12 protein-coding genes are annotated in these 14,271 nt (G+C 61.1%); 5 read left to right on the top strand and 7 right to left on the bottom strand.

The genetic code is table 11. The features are described 5' to 3' along the window. Window positions 1-13 precede the first annotated feature (13 nt). The 4 genes from WJU23_RS14710 to WJU23_RS14695 all read left to right on the top strand — a co-directional run bounded on the left by WJU23_RS14710 (window position 14) and on the right by WJU23_RS14695 (window position 5,150). The gene (locus WJU23_RS14710) at window positions 14-1,432 is read left to right on the top strand and encodes an aldehyde dehydrogenase family protein (RefSeq protein ID WP_346333357.1); all 1,419 of its coding nucleotides are present in this window, start codon (window positions 14-16) and stop codon (window positions 1,430-1,432) included. Window positions 1,433-1,495: 63 nt separating this feature from the next. Continuing rightward, entirely contained in the window at window positions 1,496-3,256 is a 1,761-nt protein-coding gene (gene ptsP, locus WJU23_RS14705) for a phosphoenolpyruvate--protein phosphotransferase (protein ID WP_346333356.1), read from the top strand. 192 nt (window positions 3,257-3,448) lie between these two features. Then, a complete protein-coding gene (locus WJU23_RS14700; protein ID WP_346333355.1) occupies window positions 3,449-4,501 on the top strand; it encodes an Mrp/NBP35 family ATP-binding protein in 1,053 nt (350 codons plus the stop codon). Between the two features lie 232 nt (window positions 4,502-4,733). After that, window positions 4,734-5,150, top strand: a complete 417-nt coding sequence (locus tag WJU23_RS14695; RefSeq protein WP_346333354.1) for a MauE/DoxX family redox-associated membrane protein — start codon at window positions 4,734-4,736, stop codon at window positions 5,148-5,150. Window positions 5,151-5,198: 48 nt separating this feature from the next. Here the strand turns inward: WJU23_RS14695 and WJU23_RS14690 are convergent, their stop codons facing one another. From WJU23_RS14690 to WJU23_RS14670, 5 genes are all read right to left on the bottom strand, one after another. Beyond that, window positions 5,199-8,348, bottom strand: coding sequence for a glycosyltransferase (locus WJU23_RS14690; protein WP_346333353.1), 3,150 nt, complete (start codon window positions 8,346-8,348; stop codon window positions 5,199-5,201). Window positions 8,349-8,479: 131 nt separating this feature from the next. Continuing rightward, the gene (locus tag WJU23_RS14685) at window positions 8,480-9,679 is read right to left on the bottom strand and encodes a serine hydrolase domain-containing protein (RefSeq protein WP_346333352.1); all 1,200 of its coding nucleotides are present in this window, start codon (window positions 9,677-9,679) and stop codon (window positions 8,480-8,482) included. Window positions 9,680-9,725: 46 nt separating this feature from the next. Then, window positions 9,726-10,544, bottom strand: a complete 819-nt coding sequence (locus tag WJU23_RS14680) for a hypothetical protein (RefSeq protein WP_346333351.1) — start codon at window positions 10,542-10,544, stop codon at window positions 9,726-9,728. Continuing rightward, on the bottom strand, window positions 10,541-11,665 hold the full coding sequence (locus WJU23_RS14675) for a hypothetical protein (RefSeq protein WP_346333350.1): 1,125 nt from the start codon (window positions 11,663-11,665) through the stop codon (window positions 10,541-10,543). The genes WJU23_RS14680 and WJU23_RS14675 overlap by 4 nt, the downstream gene beginning before the upstream one ends. Before the next feature lie 37 nt (window positions 11,666-11,702). Further along, window positions 11,703-12,002, bottom strand: a complete 300-nt coding sequence (locus tag WJU23_RS14670) for a hypothetical protein (RefSeq protein WP_346333349.1) — start codon at window positions 12,000-12,002, stop codon at window positions 11,703-11,705. Between the two features lie 35 nt (window positions 12,003-12,037). Between WJU23_RS14670 and WJU23_RS14665 the strand changes: the two genes are divergently transcribed. Next, complete coding sequence (locus WJU23_RS14665) at window positions 12,038-12,229, top strand: hypothetical protein (protein ID WP_346333348.1); 192 nt, start codon at window positions 12,038-12,040, stop codon at window positions 12,227-12,229. A gap of 347 nt (window positions 12,230-12,576) precedes the next feature. Here WJU23_RS14665 and WJU23_RS14660 read toward each other — a convergent pair whose 3' ends face one another. Together WJU23_RS14660 and WJU23_RS14655 are read right to left on the bottom strand one after the other, a co-directional pair. Continuing rightward, window positions 12,577-13,764, bottom strand: coding sequence for an aminotransferase class I/II-fold pyridoxal phosphate-dependent enzyme (locus tag WJU23_RS14660; RefSeq protein ID WP_346333347.1), 1,188 nt, complete (start codon window positions 13,762-13,764; stop codon window positions 12,577-12,579). A 24-nt stretch (window positions 13,765-13,788) separates the two neighbouring features. Next, window positions 13,789-14,268 (bottom strand): Lrp/AsnC family transcriptional regulator, encoded by a 480-nt coding sequence (locus WJU23_RS14655; RefSeq protein ID WP_346333346.1) that lies wholly within the window; start codon window positions 14,266-14,268, stop codon window positions 13,789-13,791. Between the last annotated feature and the right edge of the window lie 3 nt (window positions 14,269-14,271).

Here is a 14,271-nt window from a genome sequence, read left to right as displayed (position 1 = left end):
AATGCTTTTTGTTATGCCTCTTGATCTCCCCAGTTACATCGCCGGTGTGCCTTTTGAAAGCCAGGACCGCCTGGAAGTCTTCAATCCCTGGAACCATGAATGCGTGGGCAGCGTGGTCCGCATCACGCCAGTGCAGCTTGAGGAGGCCATCCAGACTTCGTTAAAAGGCGGCACGGCGCTGACGCGGTATGAGCGCAGCCAGATCCTGCAAAAGACGGCGGCGGCGCTGCAGGAGCGGGCGGAGGAATTTGCCCGGCTGATCACGGCGGAGTCCGGCCTGTGCCTGCGGGAGACGCGGTATGAGGTGGGCCGTGCCTGCGATGTTTTCCGTTTTGCCGCTATGGAGGCGCTGCGCGATGACGGGGAGATTTTTTCCTGCGACATCGCGCCGGGGGGCAAGGCGCGGAAGATCTTTACCACGCGCGAGCCGCTGCGGCTCATCGCCGCCATCACGCCTTTTAATCATCCTTTGAACCAGGTGGCGCATAAGCTGGCCCCGGCGATTGCGGCAGGTGCGCCGATGATTTTGAAGCCTTCGGAAAAGACGCCGCTCACCGCCGTGCGGCTGGCGGAGGTGCTGTATGCCAGCGGCCTGCCGGGCTGGATGCTCAGCGTCATCCATGGCGGCCTGGACGACATCACGCGCCCGATGATCCGCGACGAGCGCATTGACCTCGTCACCTTCACCGGCAGTGCGGCGGTGGGGAAGGACATCGCCGCCACCGCCGGGTATAAAAAACTGTGCCTGGAGCTGGGCGGGCACTCCCCCATGCTGGTGCTGGAGGATGCGGACCTGGAGCTGGCGGCGCTGCTGGCCTGTGAGGGCAGTTTTCGCAACAGCGGCCAGCGCTGCACCTCCGCGCGGCGGCTGCTGGTGCATGAGGCCGTGCTGGAGGAATTTACCCGCCGGTTTGTGGAAAAGGCGGCAGAGTATGTCTGCGGTGACCCTGCGGATGAGGCCACCCGCGTGGGCACGGTGATTGACGAACGCTCCGCGCAAAATCTGGAAAAGGCGGTCCAGGAGGCCATCGCCACCGGGGCGCAGCTCCTGGCCGGCGGGGTGAGAAAAGGGGCGCAGCTCCAGCCGACCATCCTGGCCAATGTGCCGCGCACGGCCTACATCGCCCAAAACGAATGTTTCGGCCCCATCGCGCCCATTTTCCCCGTGAAGGACCTGGAGGACGCGCTGGAGCTGGCCAATGCCACGCCTTATGGGCTGAGCTCCTCCGTGGTGACGCGCAGCCTGGAATCCGCGCTGACGGCGGTGAAACGCATCCGGGCGGGCACGGTGAACATCAATGAAATTCCCGGCTACCGGCTGGAACTTTCCCCGTTTGGCGGCGTGAAGGACAGCGGCCTGGGCATCAAGGAGGGCGTGGTGGAGGCCATCAAATTCATGTCCACGGTGAAAACCTTCTCGCTTCCGTGGTAAGAATCTGGCCGAGGGCGGTTTCTCATTTGCGAAATGCCCCACTCCCCGCCAATCTGGAGGCCGATGATTCAGGAGACTCTAACACAGGAGAAAACTTGGCAGGGAACCGCGGTTTCCTCCGGTGTGGCGCATGCCGTGGTGCATGTGCTGAAAGAGGACTTCGACGAGCCCGATGCCGACCCGATCTCCGCCGATGAGGTGGAGGCGGAGCTGGCGCGCTGGCACCTGGCCATGGATGCCACGCATCGCGAGATCGAGGAGCTCAAGGAAATGGTCTCCACGGAGCAGCGCAGCGCCGAGGCGGACATCTTTGACACCCACCTCCTGATCCTGGAGGACATGTCCATCCGCAAGCAGGTGGAAAAGACGGTGCGTGAGCGGCTCATCTGCGTGGATGCCGTCTATTACCGGCTGATGTGCAAGCACATGAACGCCCTGCGCGGACTGGCGGATTCCTACCTGCGCGAGCGCTTCCTGGACATCAAGGACATCACCCAGCGGGTGATGAGGCACCTGCGCGGGGAGCTTTTGCAGCACCCGATGTTTGAGGACCCGGTCATCATCGTGGCGCATGACCTGACGCCCTCGGACACGGTGCAGCTGGACCGCAGCAAGGTGCTCGGCTTTGCCATTGAAACCGGCAGCGGCAATTCCCACGCGGCCATCATCGCCCGCTCCCTGGGCCTGCCGGCCGTGGTGCGCATGCACGGCATCACGGAGGAGCTGCATTCCGGTGATCCGGTGCTGCTGGACGGCGACGAGGGCCTGGTGATCCTGAATCCCACGCCGGCCACGCTGACGAAGTATCGCTCGCGGGAGCAGCAGGCGGAAAAGCGTGAGGACGCGCTGCATGAGACCCGCCACCAGCCCTCCGTGACCACGGACGGCCTGGCCGTGCTGGTTTCCGCCAATGCGGAGTTTGTGGAGGAGATGGGCGACATCCGCGACAGCGGCGCGGCGAATGTGGGCCTGTTTCGCACCGAGTTCCTCTACCTGGAAGACCCGGAGGGAACCGAAGACTGGCTGGCGGACAATTACACCCGTGCGGTGAAGGTCATCTCCCCAGGCATGGTGACCTTCCGCACCCTGGACATCGGCGGGGACAAGGTGGATGAGCAACTGGCCGCCGAGCAGGAGCCGAATCCCTTCCTGGGCTGGCGCGGCATCCGCGTCTCCCTGGGGAAAAAGGACATGTTCAAGCGGCAGCTGCGCGCGCTGCTGCGGGCGGCGGCCCATGGCCCCATCGGCATCATGTTCCCCATGATCTGCGATGTGGGTGAAGTGCGTGCTGCCAAAGAGCTGCTGGCGGAATGCGCCAATGAACTGAGCGCCGAAGGCTACCCGCCACCGCAGCAGGTGGAGATTGGCGCGATGATCGAGATTCCCAGCGCGGCGCTGACGGCGGACCTCATCGCCACGGAGGTGGATTTTTTCAGCCTGGGCACCAATGACCTGGTCCAGTACACGATGGCCGTGGACCGGCTGAACGAGCGCGTGGCGGACCTTTACAGCCCCACGCATCCGGCCGTGCTGCGCCTCATCGCCATGACGGTGGAGGCCGCCCGGCGGGCAGGCATCCGCGTGTGCATCTGCGGAGAAATGGCCGCCAATGTGGAGGTGCTGCCTTTGCTCATCGGCCTGGGCCTGGATGAGCTGAGCGTCTCCACCGGCCAGATCTCACGCGTGAAGCACGCCATCCGCAAGCTGAACGCCTCCGAGTGCCGCTCCATCATTGATGCCTGCCGCCACCTGGGCTGCCCGAAGGAAATCCTGGGCATGAGCAGCGCCATGGCCAATGAGCTGTATCCGGATTTGTTTGAGTGAAACGGACACCAAAGCGGGAAAGCGCAGACTGGTACCGGTCCACGCCTTCCCCTTGAGGGTTTTTTGGTTGTCTAATAAAAATACGGATGCGCATTCAAAGATGGATGCCGAAAACGTCTTTCCGGCGCGGCATGCAAACGCGCTTGAGTTTTCAGTCTGCGCCGTTAGCGAAAGCGTATCCCAACCCCCGATATGCCCACCGACCCCGAAATCCGCCAGGCGCTGGCCCAGGTACGCTACCCTGGCTTCAGCCGCGACATCATTTCCTTTGGCCTTGTCAAAGACATCACCATCGAAGGTGGCAAGGTCACCGTGGAGATCTCCGTGGCCACGCGGGACCCGAACATCCCGCGGCTGATCCATGAGCAGGCCATGGACGTCCTGCAAAAGCTGCCCGGCGTGACCGAGGCGAAGCTGAATTTTGACATCAAGGAGCCGCCGAATCCCGTGGCCGGCACGGCGGACAAGCTGCCGAAATCCTCCATTCCCGGCGTGAAGCGCGTCATCGCCGTCGGCTCCGGCAAAGGCGGCGTGGGCAAGAGCACCGTCGCCTCGAATCTGGCCGTGGCCCTGGCCAAAACCGGCGCCCGCGTGGGCCTGTGCGATTGCGACCTGTACGGCCCCAGCATCGCCCACATGTTCGGCACCAATGAGCGCCCGTATCAGAATGACGAGCAGCAGATCATTCCCATCGAAAAATACGGCCTGCAGCTCATGAGCATGGGTTTTCTGCTGGAAGATGACGCGCCTGTGATCGTTCGCGGGCCCATCGCCACCAAGTACACCCAGCAGTTCCTCCGCCAGTGCGCCTGGGACCATCTGGACTACCTGATCCTGGACCTGCCGCCGGGCACCGGCGACATCCAGCTCACCATCGTGCAGACGGTGGCCCTGGATGGCGCGGTCATCGTCACCACGCCGCAGGAAGTGGCCCTCATTGATGCCCGCAAGGCCGTCTCCATGTTCCAAAAGGTGAACGTGCCCATCCTCGGCATTGTGGAGAACATGAGCTACTTCCTCTGCCCGGACAACGGCAAGTCTTATCACATCTTTGGCAAAGGCGGCGGCGAGCACGAAGCCAAGCGCCTCAGCGTGCCGCTCCTGGGCCAGATCCCCATTGAAATGGCCATGCGCGAAGCCGGTGACGAAGGCCACCCGATCGCCCTGGAAGACGTGACCGAATCCGCCTCGTCGTATGCCTTCCTGGCGATTGCGAACCAGTTGCGCAGCGCGGTGCCGGCGTGAGGCGTTACAGGGGGGCAAGCGCATCAAGATTCAAGATTTGAAAACCACTAATGGTCACTAATAAACACTAATGATCCAAACAGTTTCTGAGGATTAGTGTCTATTAGTGATCATTAGTGGTTTAAGAAAATGCTTGCTCAGGAAGGCGGCGCATTTTGGCAGGATGCCGGACCCTTCCTGACTGTGGTGAAACCAGTGGCATCGCTTCGATAACCCGCTTCATTCCGCCCTCATGTCCCGCATCGTCCACGTCATTCTGCATCTCCTCTTCGGGGGCGTGTTTGTGTATGCGGGGGCGCTGAAGGCGGCGGACCCGGGCGTTTTTGTGATGGATGTGCGCAGCTTTGACCTGCTGCCGGATCCGTATGCCGCGTGGCTGGCCATGTTTCTGCCCTGGCTGGAAATCTTCTGCGGCCTGGCGGTCATCAGCGGCCTGTTTCGCAAAGGCGGCCTGCTGGTGCTGAATGCCACCCTCGTCGCCTTTCTCATCGCCATCGCCATTTCGTGGTACCGGGGCATTGACATCCAGTGCGGCTGCTTCGGCAGCAGCGAGGCCAGCAGCAATCACCTGGAGCTCATCGTGCGGGATGTGCTGCTGCTGGCGCTCGGGGTGTATTTGCAGGTGAGGGGCCGCAAGCTGGCGGTGTAAGCTTTTTGAGTTTGCCACCGCCGCCACGCTCCCCCGGGCTGCCGGCCGTCACACCCGTTTTCCTGGAACCGCTGGCGTGGCGGCAACGGCGGGAGCGTCTGGCTTATGAAAAAAGTCCCGCAGTTTGCCCAGTCGGGAGGTGCCTTCACGCTGGCTGAGGTCCGGACCTCCATATTCTTGGGCTGTCTTTCGGAGGGTGTTTTTGAGGCTGTTGTCATTCATGCCATCCACCTGGGCCTTGGTGGCGCTGAGCAGGTCACTGAGTTTCTTGTCATTGGCCACGTGCGGGCTCTGCATCATTTCATTGAGCGCTGCAGACCAGCCTTTCACCCGGTATCCGGCTCCGGTGCTGTCGTCACGAAGCCGGTCATGGCTGTAAACCAGGGCGGCCTGGGCCTTTTCTTTGATTTCCGCAGGCGTCATGGCGGCCACCTTGGCGGCATCCACGCCTTTGTAGTCGTTTTTAACGGCTTCGGAATTGGCCAGCTTGGCGTGGGCGATGGCGGTCTCCGCTTCCAGGTCAAAGGTCCCTGGATCAATGTTGTCAGGAAGGGCGCGCTCCCGGTTCAGGGAGGCGGTGATGATTTCGGAGTCTTCCCTGAGGGCGGCAGCTTTGAGCAGATCGTCCTCCACGCCCAGGCTTTGGGCCATCTCGACCGTTTGGAGCGGGCCTCCCAGTTCTGTTTTTGCATTGAGGAGCTGGTCGCAAAGTTTGGCCTTTTGATGAGCCGGGAGGTCCTGGCAGGGCACCTTCAGGGCGGCCAGCCTGGCTGCGTGATCCGCGATGTCATGGGACAGGGCGTCCACGGCGATCTGCGGGCCGAATTTTTGGGCTGCATCAGCCATGCCCGGCATCTTGGAGATCTGCTCCACCAGCTCCAGCCCGGCGGCCGCTTTGGCGATGGTGATTTTTTCGTTGCGCGTGGCCTGCAGGCCTGGGGCGGTGTTGACCAGGCGGGCGATCCCTTTTTGGAGATCGCCATCGCAGCCTTCCAGATTCTGAATTTTGGTGATGGAGGCGTCCTGGATGTGCTTGCCAAGCTCCGCGCGGAGGTCCTGGTCATTCAGCCCGTGCAGCGGCCCTGTTCCGTGGACGAGGTCGGCCAGGTCTTGCTGCACGGGCTCGGTGAACAGGTCCCATGATTTTTCCTCCGGGGATTCATAGGCATTCTTTTTGATGTTGGCGGCCGCTTCGCTCAGTCCGTTGACCAGGGCCTTGTCGAGGGCTTTCTGGAGGTCCTGCTGGTTGGCCTGGCCCTGAATCAGGTCGGTGAGATTGCGGGTGATGGCCACGGTGGCCTCCGGCTGCGTGAGGGTCATGGCCACCTTCAGGGCATCCAGCTTGGCATCAAAGGCGGCCTGGCTGAAAGTTTGTTCGGCAGGCTGCGAGAGGATGAAGCGGACGGCGGCGGTGGCGTTGCCGTTCACGGCGGCCTGCAGCGGTGTGGCGGTGGCAAAGCCTTTGACCGGGTTGCCGGTATCCACGCCGTAGTCCAGCCGCTCTCCGGCAGGGGCGCTGAGAGAGACGGGGGGATTGAGTTCAGCGGCGTATTTGAGAAAGGCCACATCGTTATGCAGCGCGGCCTGGTTGATGCAGTAGCCCTTGATGTCCAGGTTTTGAAAGCTGGGGTGGTTGGCCAGCAGGTCCATGGTCTCTTTGGCGATGCCCAGTTCCTTGGGCACGGCCAGGCTGGTGATGTTACTTGCCACGCCGGCAAATTCAGGCTGGGCGAGGGACTGGACGACGGCGTGGACCAGGACGCGTTTTTCCTCGGCATTCAGGCTGCCCAGGTGCGGTTCAATGTGCTTGAGATCCAGGCGGCCGTTTTCATTGGCGGAGGTGTAGCAGAGGGCGGTGAGGGCGGGCTGGAGGGCGGCTTTGATGTGGGCGGTGACGTCCACCTGGCGGCCGTTATCCAGGGTGCGGATATCCGGTATGTTGTCGGGCAGGCCGGGCAGAGAGGGGGCATCGGTGAGGATCTGGGTGCGGACGTTCGGCTGGGCCAGGTCCGGCAGACTGTCCAGTGAGTGGTCATTCTGGAGGCTGAGGTCGTTTTTTCCTTTGTAACTGAACTCCTGGCTCCAGCTGGTGGTGCCGGTAAAAGTCTGCAGGGCATCCGCGGGCATCAGAGCCTGGGTGCCGACCACGGCCTTGATGGCCGTGGGGCCGGTGCGGGTGATGACCTCCACCCGTTGCGGCCTGCCATCATCGGTGATGACGGGAATGCGGTCCCCAGTTTCAAGGCTCTTTGCCGCATCCACTTTGGAGAGGATGACGCCGTCCTTGGACAGCTGGTTTCTGGGCACGGCGTACTGTGTCTGGATGTGGTCCAGCAGCGCCTGGGTCACCGCCCCCCCTTTCACACTGCAGAGCGCGCAGTTTTGCGGGCTGTTTCTTTCGGAGGCGGAGACAAAGCCGTGAGCAGGATTGACCTGGCCGGGCAGGTTGATGGAGGCGTTTTGAGCCAGGTCGGCAATTTGATCCAGGGATTTTTTGAAGGGTTTGTCACCGTCCACATAGATGCCGCCAAACCGGTTCAGCACTTCCAGGCGGATGATGTCGCTGGCGGCGGCACGGCCGGTACCGCCTTTGTTCTGCTCCAGCTTGCATTCCATGTGCAGCTGCATCCGGTTGTCCTTCTGCCCGTAAATTTCATCAATGCTGGCCAGGATGATTTTGTTGTCTGCGGCCCATTTTTTCATCGGCTCAATGCTGGGATCCGGCGGCATCTGATGAAAGGCGGCGCGGGGCTGGTCCGTCCACAGCACCACATCCCAGGCAGGGTTGAGCCGCTTGTTTTCGACCAGCTGGGCCATGAAAGCCTTTTTCTTGTCGGAGTCACCATTGAGCGGCTGGCCCACCCAGATGGAGTGCTGGATCTGCGGGACATCGTGGGTGACGCCGTTTTGCTTGGGTTTCAGGGCCAGATTCGCCGGCGCCAGGTCTGCAGCCTTCGGTACGTCATCCTTGACCAGCAGGTCCATCTTCTTTAAAAAACTGGCCGTAGCATCAGGCGGAAGCGCGTCAAAGTCATACTTTCCCAGGACGTTTTGAGGCTCTCGGGAAAGCCGTCCAAAGGGGTCCAGATTCGCCCTTGTCCCAAGGTCGGGGGCCGACTGGGTTGCAAATGAGCCTTGGGTCTGGCCCGTGATCTGGGTTTGGACGGCTTCATCAATGAAGTTCTGGGTGGTAGGCATGGCTTTGGGAGCTGGGTATGACAATGGAGGCCTCGCCGGCAAAGAGACTGCCAGGAGTGACCGGTAATAAGATAGAAGATAGGCCAATCCGGCCCGGCTGTGACACATTCAGTGTCCCGGGCCGCCGGAACTCACTTCGCTTTTTTCTGCTTCCCCTTCGCTTTCTTCTTCGCCACCGCCGGAGGTGTGACCTCGATGCCGGCGGCGTCCATGACGAGGCGCTGGAAGGTCTCGCGGGCTTTGCCGCTGTCGGGGACGAGGACGTTCTGCACCAGGTACACGGTGACGATGCCGCTGGCAGGGTCCACCCAGCCATTCGTGGCAAAGGCGCCGCCGTGGCCAAAGCTGCCCACGGGCATGGCGGCGCAGACGCGCTGGTCGGGCCGGTTGGTCTGCCAGCCGCAGGCGTAGGTGAGCGGGCGGCCACCGGCAGTGACGGGCGTGGTCATGTCCTGGATGGCCTTGGCGGAAACGATGCGCACACCGTCCAGCTCGCCCCCGGCGGCGATCATGGCATAAAAACGCCCCATGTCCGCTGCGGTGGAAAAGAGACCGCCTGCGGGCTCCGGGGCGCGGCTGACGTCAGCATCGTCCGTGAGAAACGGGTTGTAGGCGCGGGCCAGTTCCTTCGTCTCCTCATCCATCGTGTAGGTGCTGGCCACGCGTGCGCGCTGCGCCTCCGTGGGGTTGAAGGTGGTGTCTTTCATGCCCAGCGGCTCAAAGATCCGCGTGCGCATGAAGTCTTCATATTTCATGCCGGAGACCCGCTCAATGATGTGCCCGGCGACGGTGGGGCCAAAGCCGTATTCATAATCGCTGCCGGGCTGAAAGGCCAGGGGCGCCTTCAGAAGCGTGGCCACGTAGGCCTTCAGGGAGATGGCTCCATCCGTCGCCTTGCGCGGCGGAAAGGCGATGCCCGCCGTGTGGCTCAGCAGCAGGCGCAGGGTGATCGGTTTGGCCGGTGCGCTGCCATCCGCCAGCTTCATCTCCCCCAGCTCCGGCAGCCATTGGGAGGCCGGTTCATCCAGCGCCAGCTTGCCCTCATCCACCAGGATCATCACTGCCGTCGCATTCACCGATTTCGTCATGGAGGCGATCCAAAACACCGCGTCCTTTGCCATCGGCCTGCCCTTGCCGATGTTGCTCAGCCCCGCCGCCTCATGATGCACCACCTTGCCCTTGTCCATCACCAGCGTGACGATGCCCGCCGCCTGTTTCGCCGCAATGGCCTCCTCCATGGCGGGTTTAATAGCGGCCAGTTTGGCGGTGTCCAGAGCCGGGAGCAGGCCGGGGAGCAGGGCGAGGGAAAGGAGGAGGAGGGAGCGGAGCATGGGGGTGGAAACGAACACGGTGAGGGTGCTGTTGCAGAGATGAAGGCTATTCCTCAAGCATGAACTTCGCTGCTGTGACGAGTTCTTCACGAATGCGCTGGCGTTCATCCGTGCTTCCGTTCAGGAAGGCTGCAGCTCTAACGGGGCCGTCAGCATGCGGGGAACTAAAATCCCTTTTCAGAGCCTCTTTGGCCGTGGCGAAACCTTGGTTATTCTTGAAGGCTTCGTCACGAAATGCCTGCACTGCTGCACGGGGGCCTGCTGTGTAAGAGGTCACTGCCAGAAGGATGTCATAAGCATCCTTGGGATGCCGTCGGCCGGTCGGTCCGCCGAAGGCATTCAATTTTAAGACCAGCAACGGCCCAATGCCGGCCACGGCGATTTCACAGTTTTGAAGTCCGCCATAAATGTCGCGACCGGCCAGTTTGACCATTTGCCGTGAGGCGAGTGCACGGTTAATGCCGGGAAAGACACTGGCCACCACATCATCCACGATACGTGTTCCCGTGATGGCGGATGGAGCCTCAGTGAGAAAGTCAATGTAGAGAGCCATGCCGTCCACCTGGCGCACAATCCGATTGGCCTGCAACTTGTCCGGTTTGAAACCCAGACCGTTCAGATCTGCCTGAAGGGTGCCATACTGTCCGCCATCCGTGGCCAGGGAGATGCCAAAATCAATGTCCATGGTCACTGCGCCGGGCCAGCCGTTTTTTTCCTGGCGTGTCAGGCAGTGGATGGCCAGCCCGCCTACCAGAACAAGGTCATCGTGGTAACGGGCGAGCGTGGGCCAGACCGTTAAAAGAGCCGCTTCCGCCGCAGCCAGACCACGGGCAGGATAATCGGCAAAAGTGTCGTGCTTGCTCATGACCAGCCTCCTGAAAAGTCTTTCCATTGGCGCAGTTCACGGGCGGCTTCTTCGCCGCGGAGGCCTGCGCCTGACAGGTCCAGATAAAGCTGGACATCGGACACCAGCGGCAGCCCACGCACGGTTTGCAGAGGATTCATGACGCCTTCATCTGAAGGCATGACCAGCCGCAGGCTGCCGCCGGTTTCCACGCGCCGTGCCAGCAACTGCGTCTGCAACGCCGCTTCATCTGGGAACTGTTTTACATACACGCTGGTGACGGGTGTGGAGCTGTGCGGGTGGCGCAGCCCGGCGGCCAGCCATTGGGTGAAGGCATGGGGCTGGCGGCCAAGCAGGCGGTGAACCTGGGTGGCGATTTTCAGCGGGTCCTTTTGCAGCAAGGAGTACTCCCGGGTTTCGGTGCGTTCTTTCCAGCGGTCCGATGCCGCCCAGGCATCCAGAACCGCATCGGGCCGTGTGATGCGAAGGCCAGGAGTTTCCTCCACCGCCCATTCCTGGTCCAGCAACTGCTGCCTGACGGAACTGACATGCCCGAGGCTGACTCCGGCAGCGGAGGCCAGGTCCTTCACTTTCCAGACTTGCAGCGGGCCTTGAAGAAGCTGGCGGAGGATGCGCGCGGCTTTGGGCGTGAAGATGGATTTGACCGCCCGCTTTTCATAAAAAGGATTTTCTGCCACACGCGTCTGGATGAAAACCTGGCCAAAAGACAGGAACGCATTGCCCGCCAGGTCCGCATACCCCATGCCGGCCTCCTCGCAAAGCCGAGCGGATTCTTCTGAAATGAACGGTGCCAGGATGATGCCGTAACCGGACCGGCCTGCTGGCAAAAGGGAAAGAGAATGCCTGAGCTGCAGGATCGCCGTCCGCACCTCACGTGGCTGGCCCAGTTTTTTTGCCTCAGCGATGAGGGTCCAGGACTGGCTGCTGGCTTTGACCTTCAGCAGCCAGTCTGCGTGCGGTGGGTGGTGAGGAACAGGGCCTCGGGTTCTTGGATGCAAGGAGACCTCGCTCCGCAAAGACTCCAGCTTTAAGAAGGGAATGCGTGCGATGAGGCGGCGCAGAACCGCCTCGAATTGCGGAACCCATTCGTCTTCGGAGAACTTTTCGGCAATCTTGACCACAGGCTTATTCTACCACCTTCCAAATGGAAAAACAAGCCTATTTCAGTAAAGGAAAGTTTTCACCATTTGCTGAAATAGCTGTTTTTAGTGAAAAACGTTTTTCGAGCGCATTTAAAATGTTCTGTGTCAGGCTGTCGAATTCTATTGCAATGTGGAGAAGAAATTGAAATGCCTCCCATGATTGAGCGAAGCACAAGCCCTTTGGCTTGGAAGACCTGGCAGGTGGCCCGTTTGGACTTGGAGTGTGCAGATCCATGACTGCCCACACCTCCCTGTTGCGGGTCAAAATGAACCGAACAGAGAGCCTCCCAATCGAGCCTGCTTGATTTCTCAGCATGGGTGGGAAAGAGTACCTCTGACAATGATCAAACGATGAAACACACCGTCACCGATGCTGCGGTCCAGGAATATGCTGAACGTCTTCAAAAAGGCGTGCCGCTGGGAACTTTATTTCCAGGGAAGATGTCCGATTGTGAATTCACACCGGCGCAACGGGAGGTCATTCGAAAGGCCAGGGTCGAAAGAAAAGCCCTGACCAAGATCATTCAGGGGAGGCTAATATAGACACGCCTCCAGCAGCGGTCGCCCCGGTCAAGGTGGAGTCGAAAGAGAAGCCGCTCAACAAGCTGCGCAAGATGCTTTACTTGCAAGGAGGGCGCTGCTTTTTCTGCAGCCAGGTGTTGCCAGAGGAGGAGGCCAGCATTGAGCATCTGCTTCCGCTCTCCCATGGTGGCAAGCGAATTGAAAGCAATGAAGTCGTTTGCCACAGATCACTGAATGCAACGTTTGGGCATCTGGACTTGAAACGGAAACTGGAATTTATCATCCGCTCGTCGGGCTCTATGAGATGCCCTCAAAAATAAAACCCCTGGCCCACGAATGAGCCAGGGGTCTTGAATTATAACCATCGGTTAGGCGGCCTGCTTCCCGGCGCGCACTTCGTTCACGAACTCTTCCATGAGGTCCATGGCTTTATCAATGAGGTCGGGGGCGGTGGCGTAGCAGCAGCGGACGAAACCTTCGCCGGCGGCGCCGAAGGCGGTGCCGGGGACGACGGCGACGCTCTTTTTCTCGAGCAGGCCGATGGCGAATTCCTTGCTGGTGAGGCCGGTGCTGCGGATCTCGGGGAAGACGTAAAAGGCGCCGCCGGGGTTGAAGCAGTGCAGGCCCATGCCGTTGAGGCGGCTGACGATGGTATTGCGCCGCTGCTCGTAGCTGAGGCGCATGTCCTCATACGCGCTGGAGCCCATTTTCAGCGCTTCGATCCCGGCCATCTGGCTGAGGATGGGGGCGCAGAGCATGCAGTACTGGTGCACTTTCATCATGGCCTCGATGAGCGGGGCGGGGGCGCAGGCGTAGCCGAGCCGCCAGCCGGTCATGGCGAAGGCTTTGCTGAAGCCGTGCAGCAGGACGGTGCGCTCGCGCATGCCCGGATATTCGGCGATACTTTTGTGCTGCTGGTTGTCATAGAGCAGCTCGCAGTAGATCTCGTCGGTGAAGACTAACAAATCATGCTTCACGGCCAGCGCGGCGATCTTTTCCAGCTCCTCCGGTGGCATGACGCCGCCGGTGGGGTTGGTGGGGAAGTTCAGGGCGATGACCTTGGTCTTGGGCGTGATGGCTTTCTCCACGTCTGCGGCCATGAGGGCGAAGAGGTTTTCCTCCCGCGTCTCGACGACGACGGGCACGCCGTAGGCCATCTTGATGCTGGGGGAGTAGGAGACGTAGCAGGGCTCGTGATAGATGACTTCGTCGCCCGGATTCAGCATGGCGCGGAAGGCGATGTCCAGCGCCTCGGAGACGCCGACGGTGACGAGGATCTCTTTTTTGGGATCGTAATTCACGCGGAACTGGTTCTCCACGTAGCCGCTGATGGCGACGCGCAGAGATTCCAGGCCGAGGTTGGAGGTGTAGCTGGTCTGGCCTTTTTCCAGCGAGCGGATGGCGGCTTCGCGGATGGGCCAGGGCGTGGGCTTGTCCGGCTCACCGACGCCGAGCGAAATCACGTCGCTGCGGCCGATGACCAGTTCAAAAAAGTCCCGGATGCCAGAGCGCGGGAGGTCGCGGATCTGGGTCGAAATTTTGCTGTTGTAATCCATGTGGTTAGGCCTCTCAAACGAAGATCATGGACTGACGGGCAGACGTTCTTCGTCATCGCCGCCGTTGGCGAGGAAGCCGGACTGCTTGTAGGCCTTCAACTGGAAGTGGGTGGCCGTGGACAGGACACCGCCGAGGGTGCTGAGCTTTTCGGCGACGAAGTTGGCCACGTCGAGGAGGTCCTTTCCCTCCACAAGCACGGCCAGGTCATAGCCGCCGCTCATGAGGAAGCATTCGCGCACCTGGTCAAATTTGGCAATGCGCCGGGCCAGGCGGTCGAAGCCGCCCTCGCGCTCCGGCGTGATGCGCACCTCGATGAGGGCGGTGACGCCGCGATGGCCGGCCTTGTGCTTGTCCACGACGGCGTTGTAACCCAGGATCGTCCTGTCCGCCTCCGCCGCTCGCATCCGGCGCACGACTTCGTCTTCAGAAAGGCCCAAGATTTGGGCCAGCTCGCTGGTGGAGCGGTTGGAATTGATTTGGAGGAGTTGAATCAGGGGATCCATGGG

The sequence above is a fragment of the Prosthecobacter sp. SYSU 5D2 genome (assembly GCF_039655865.1).
Classification (GTDB): Bacteria; Verrucomicrobiota; Verrucomicrobiia; order Verrucomicrobiales; family Verrucomicrobiaceae; genus Prosthecobacter.
The sequence above is the reverse complement of the archived record's forward strand: the minus strand, read 5'-3'. Positions and strand labels throughout refer to the sequence as shown.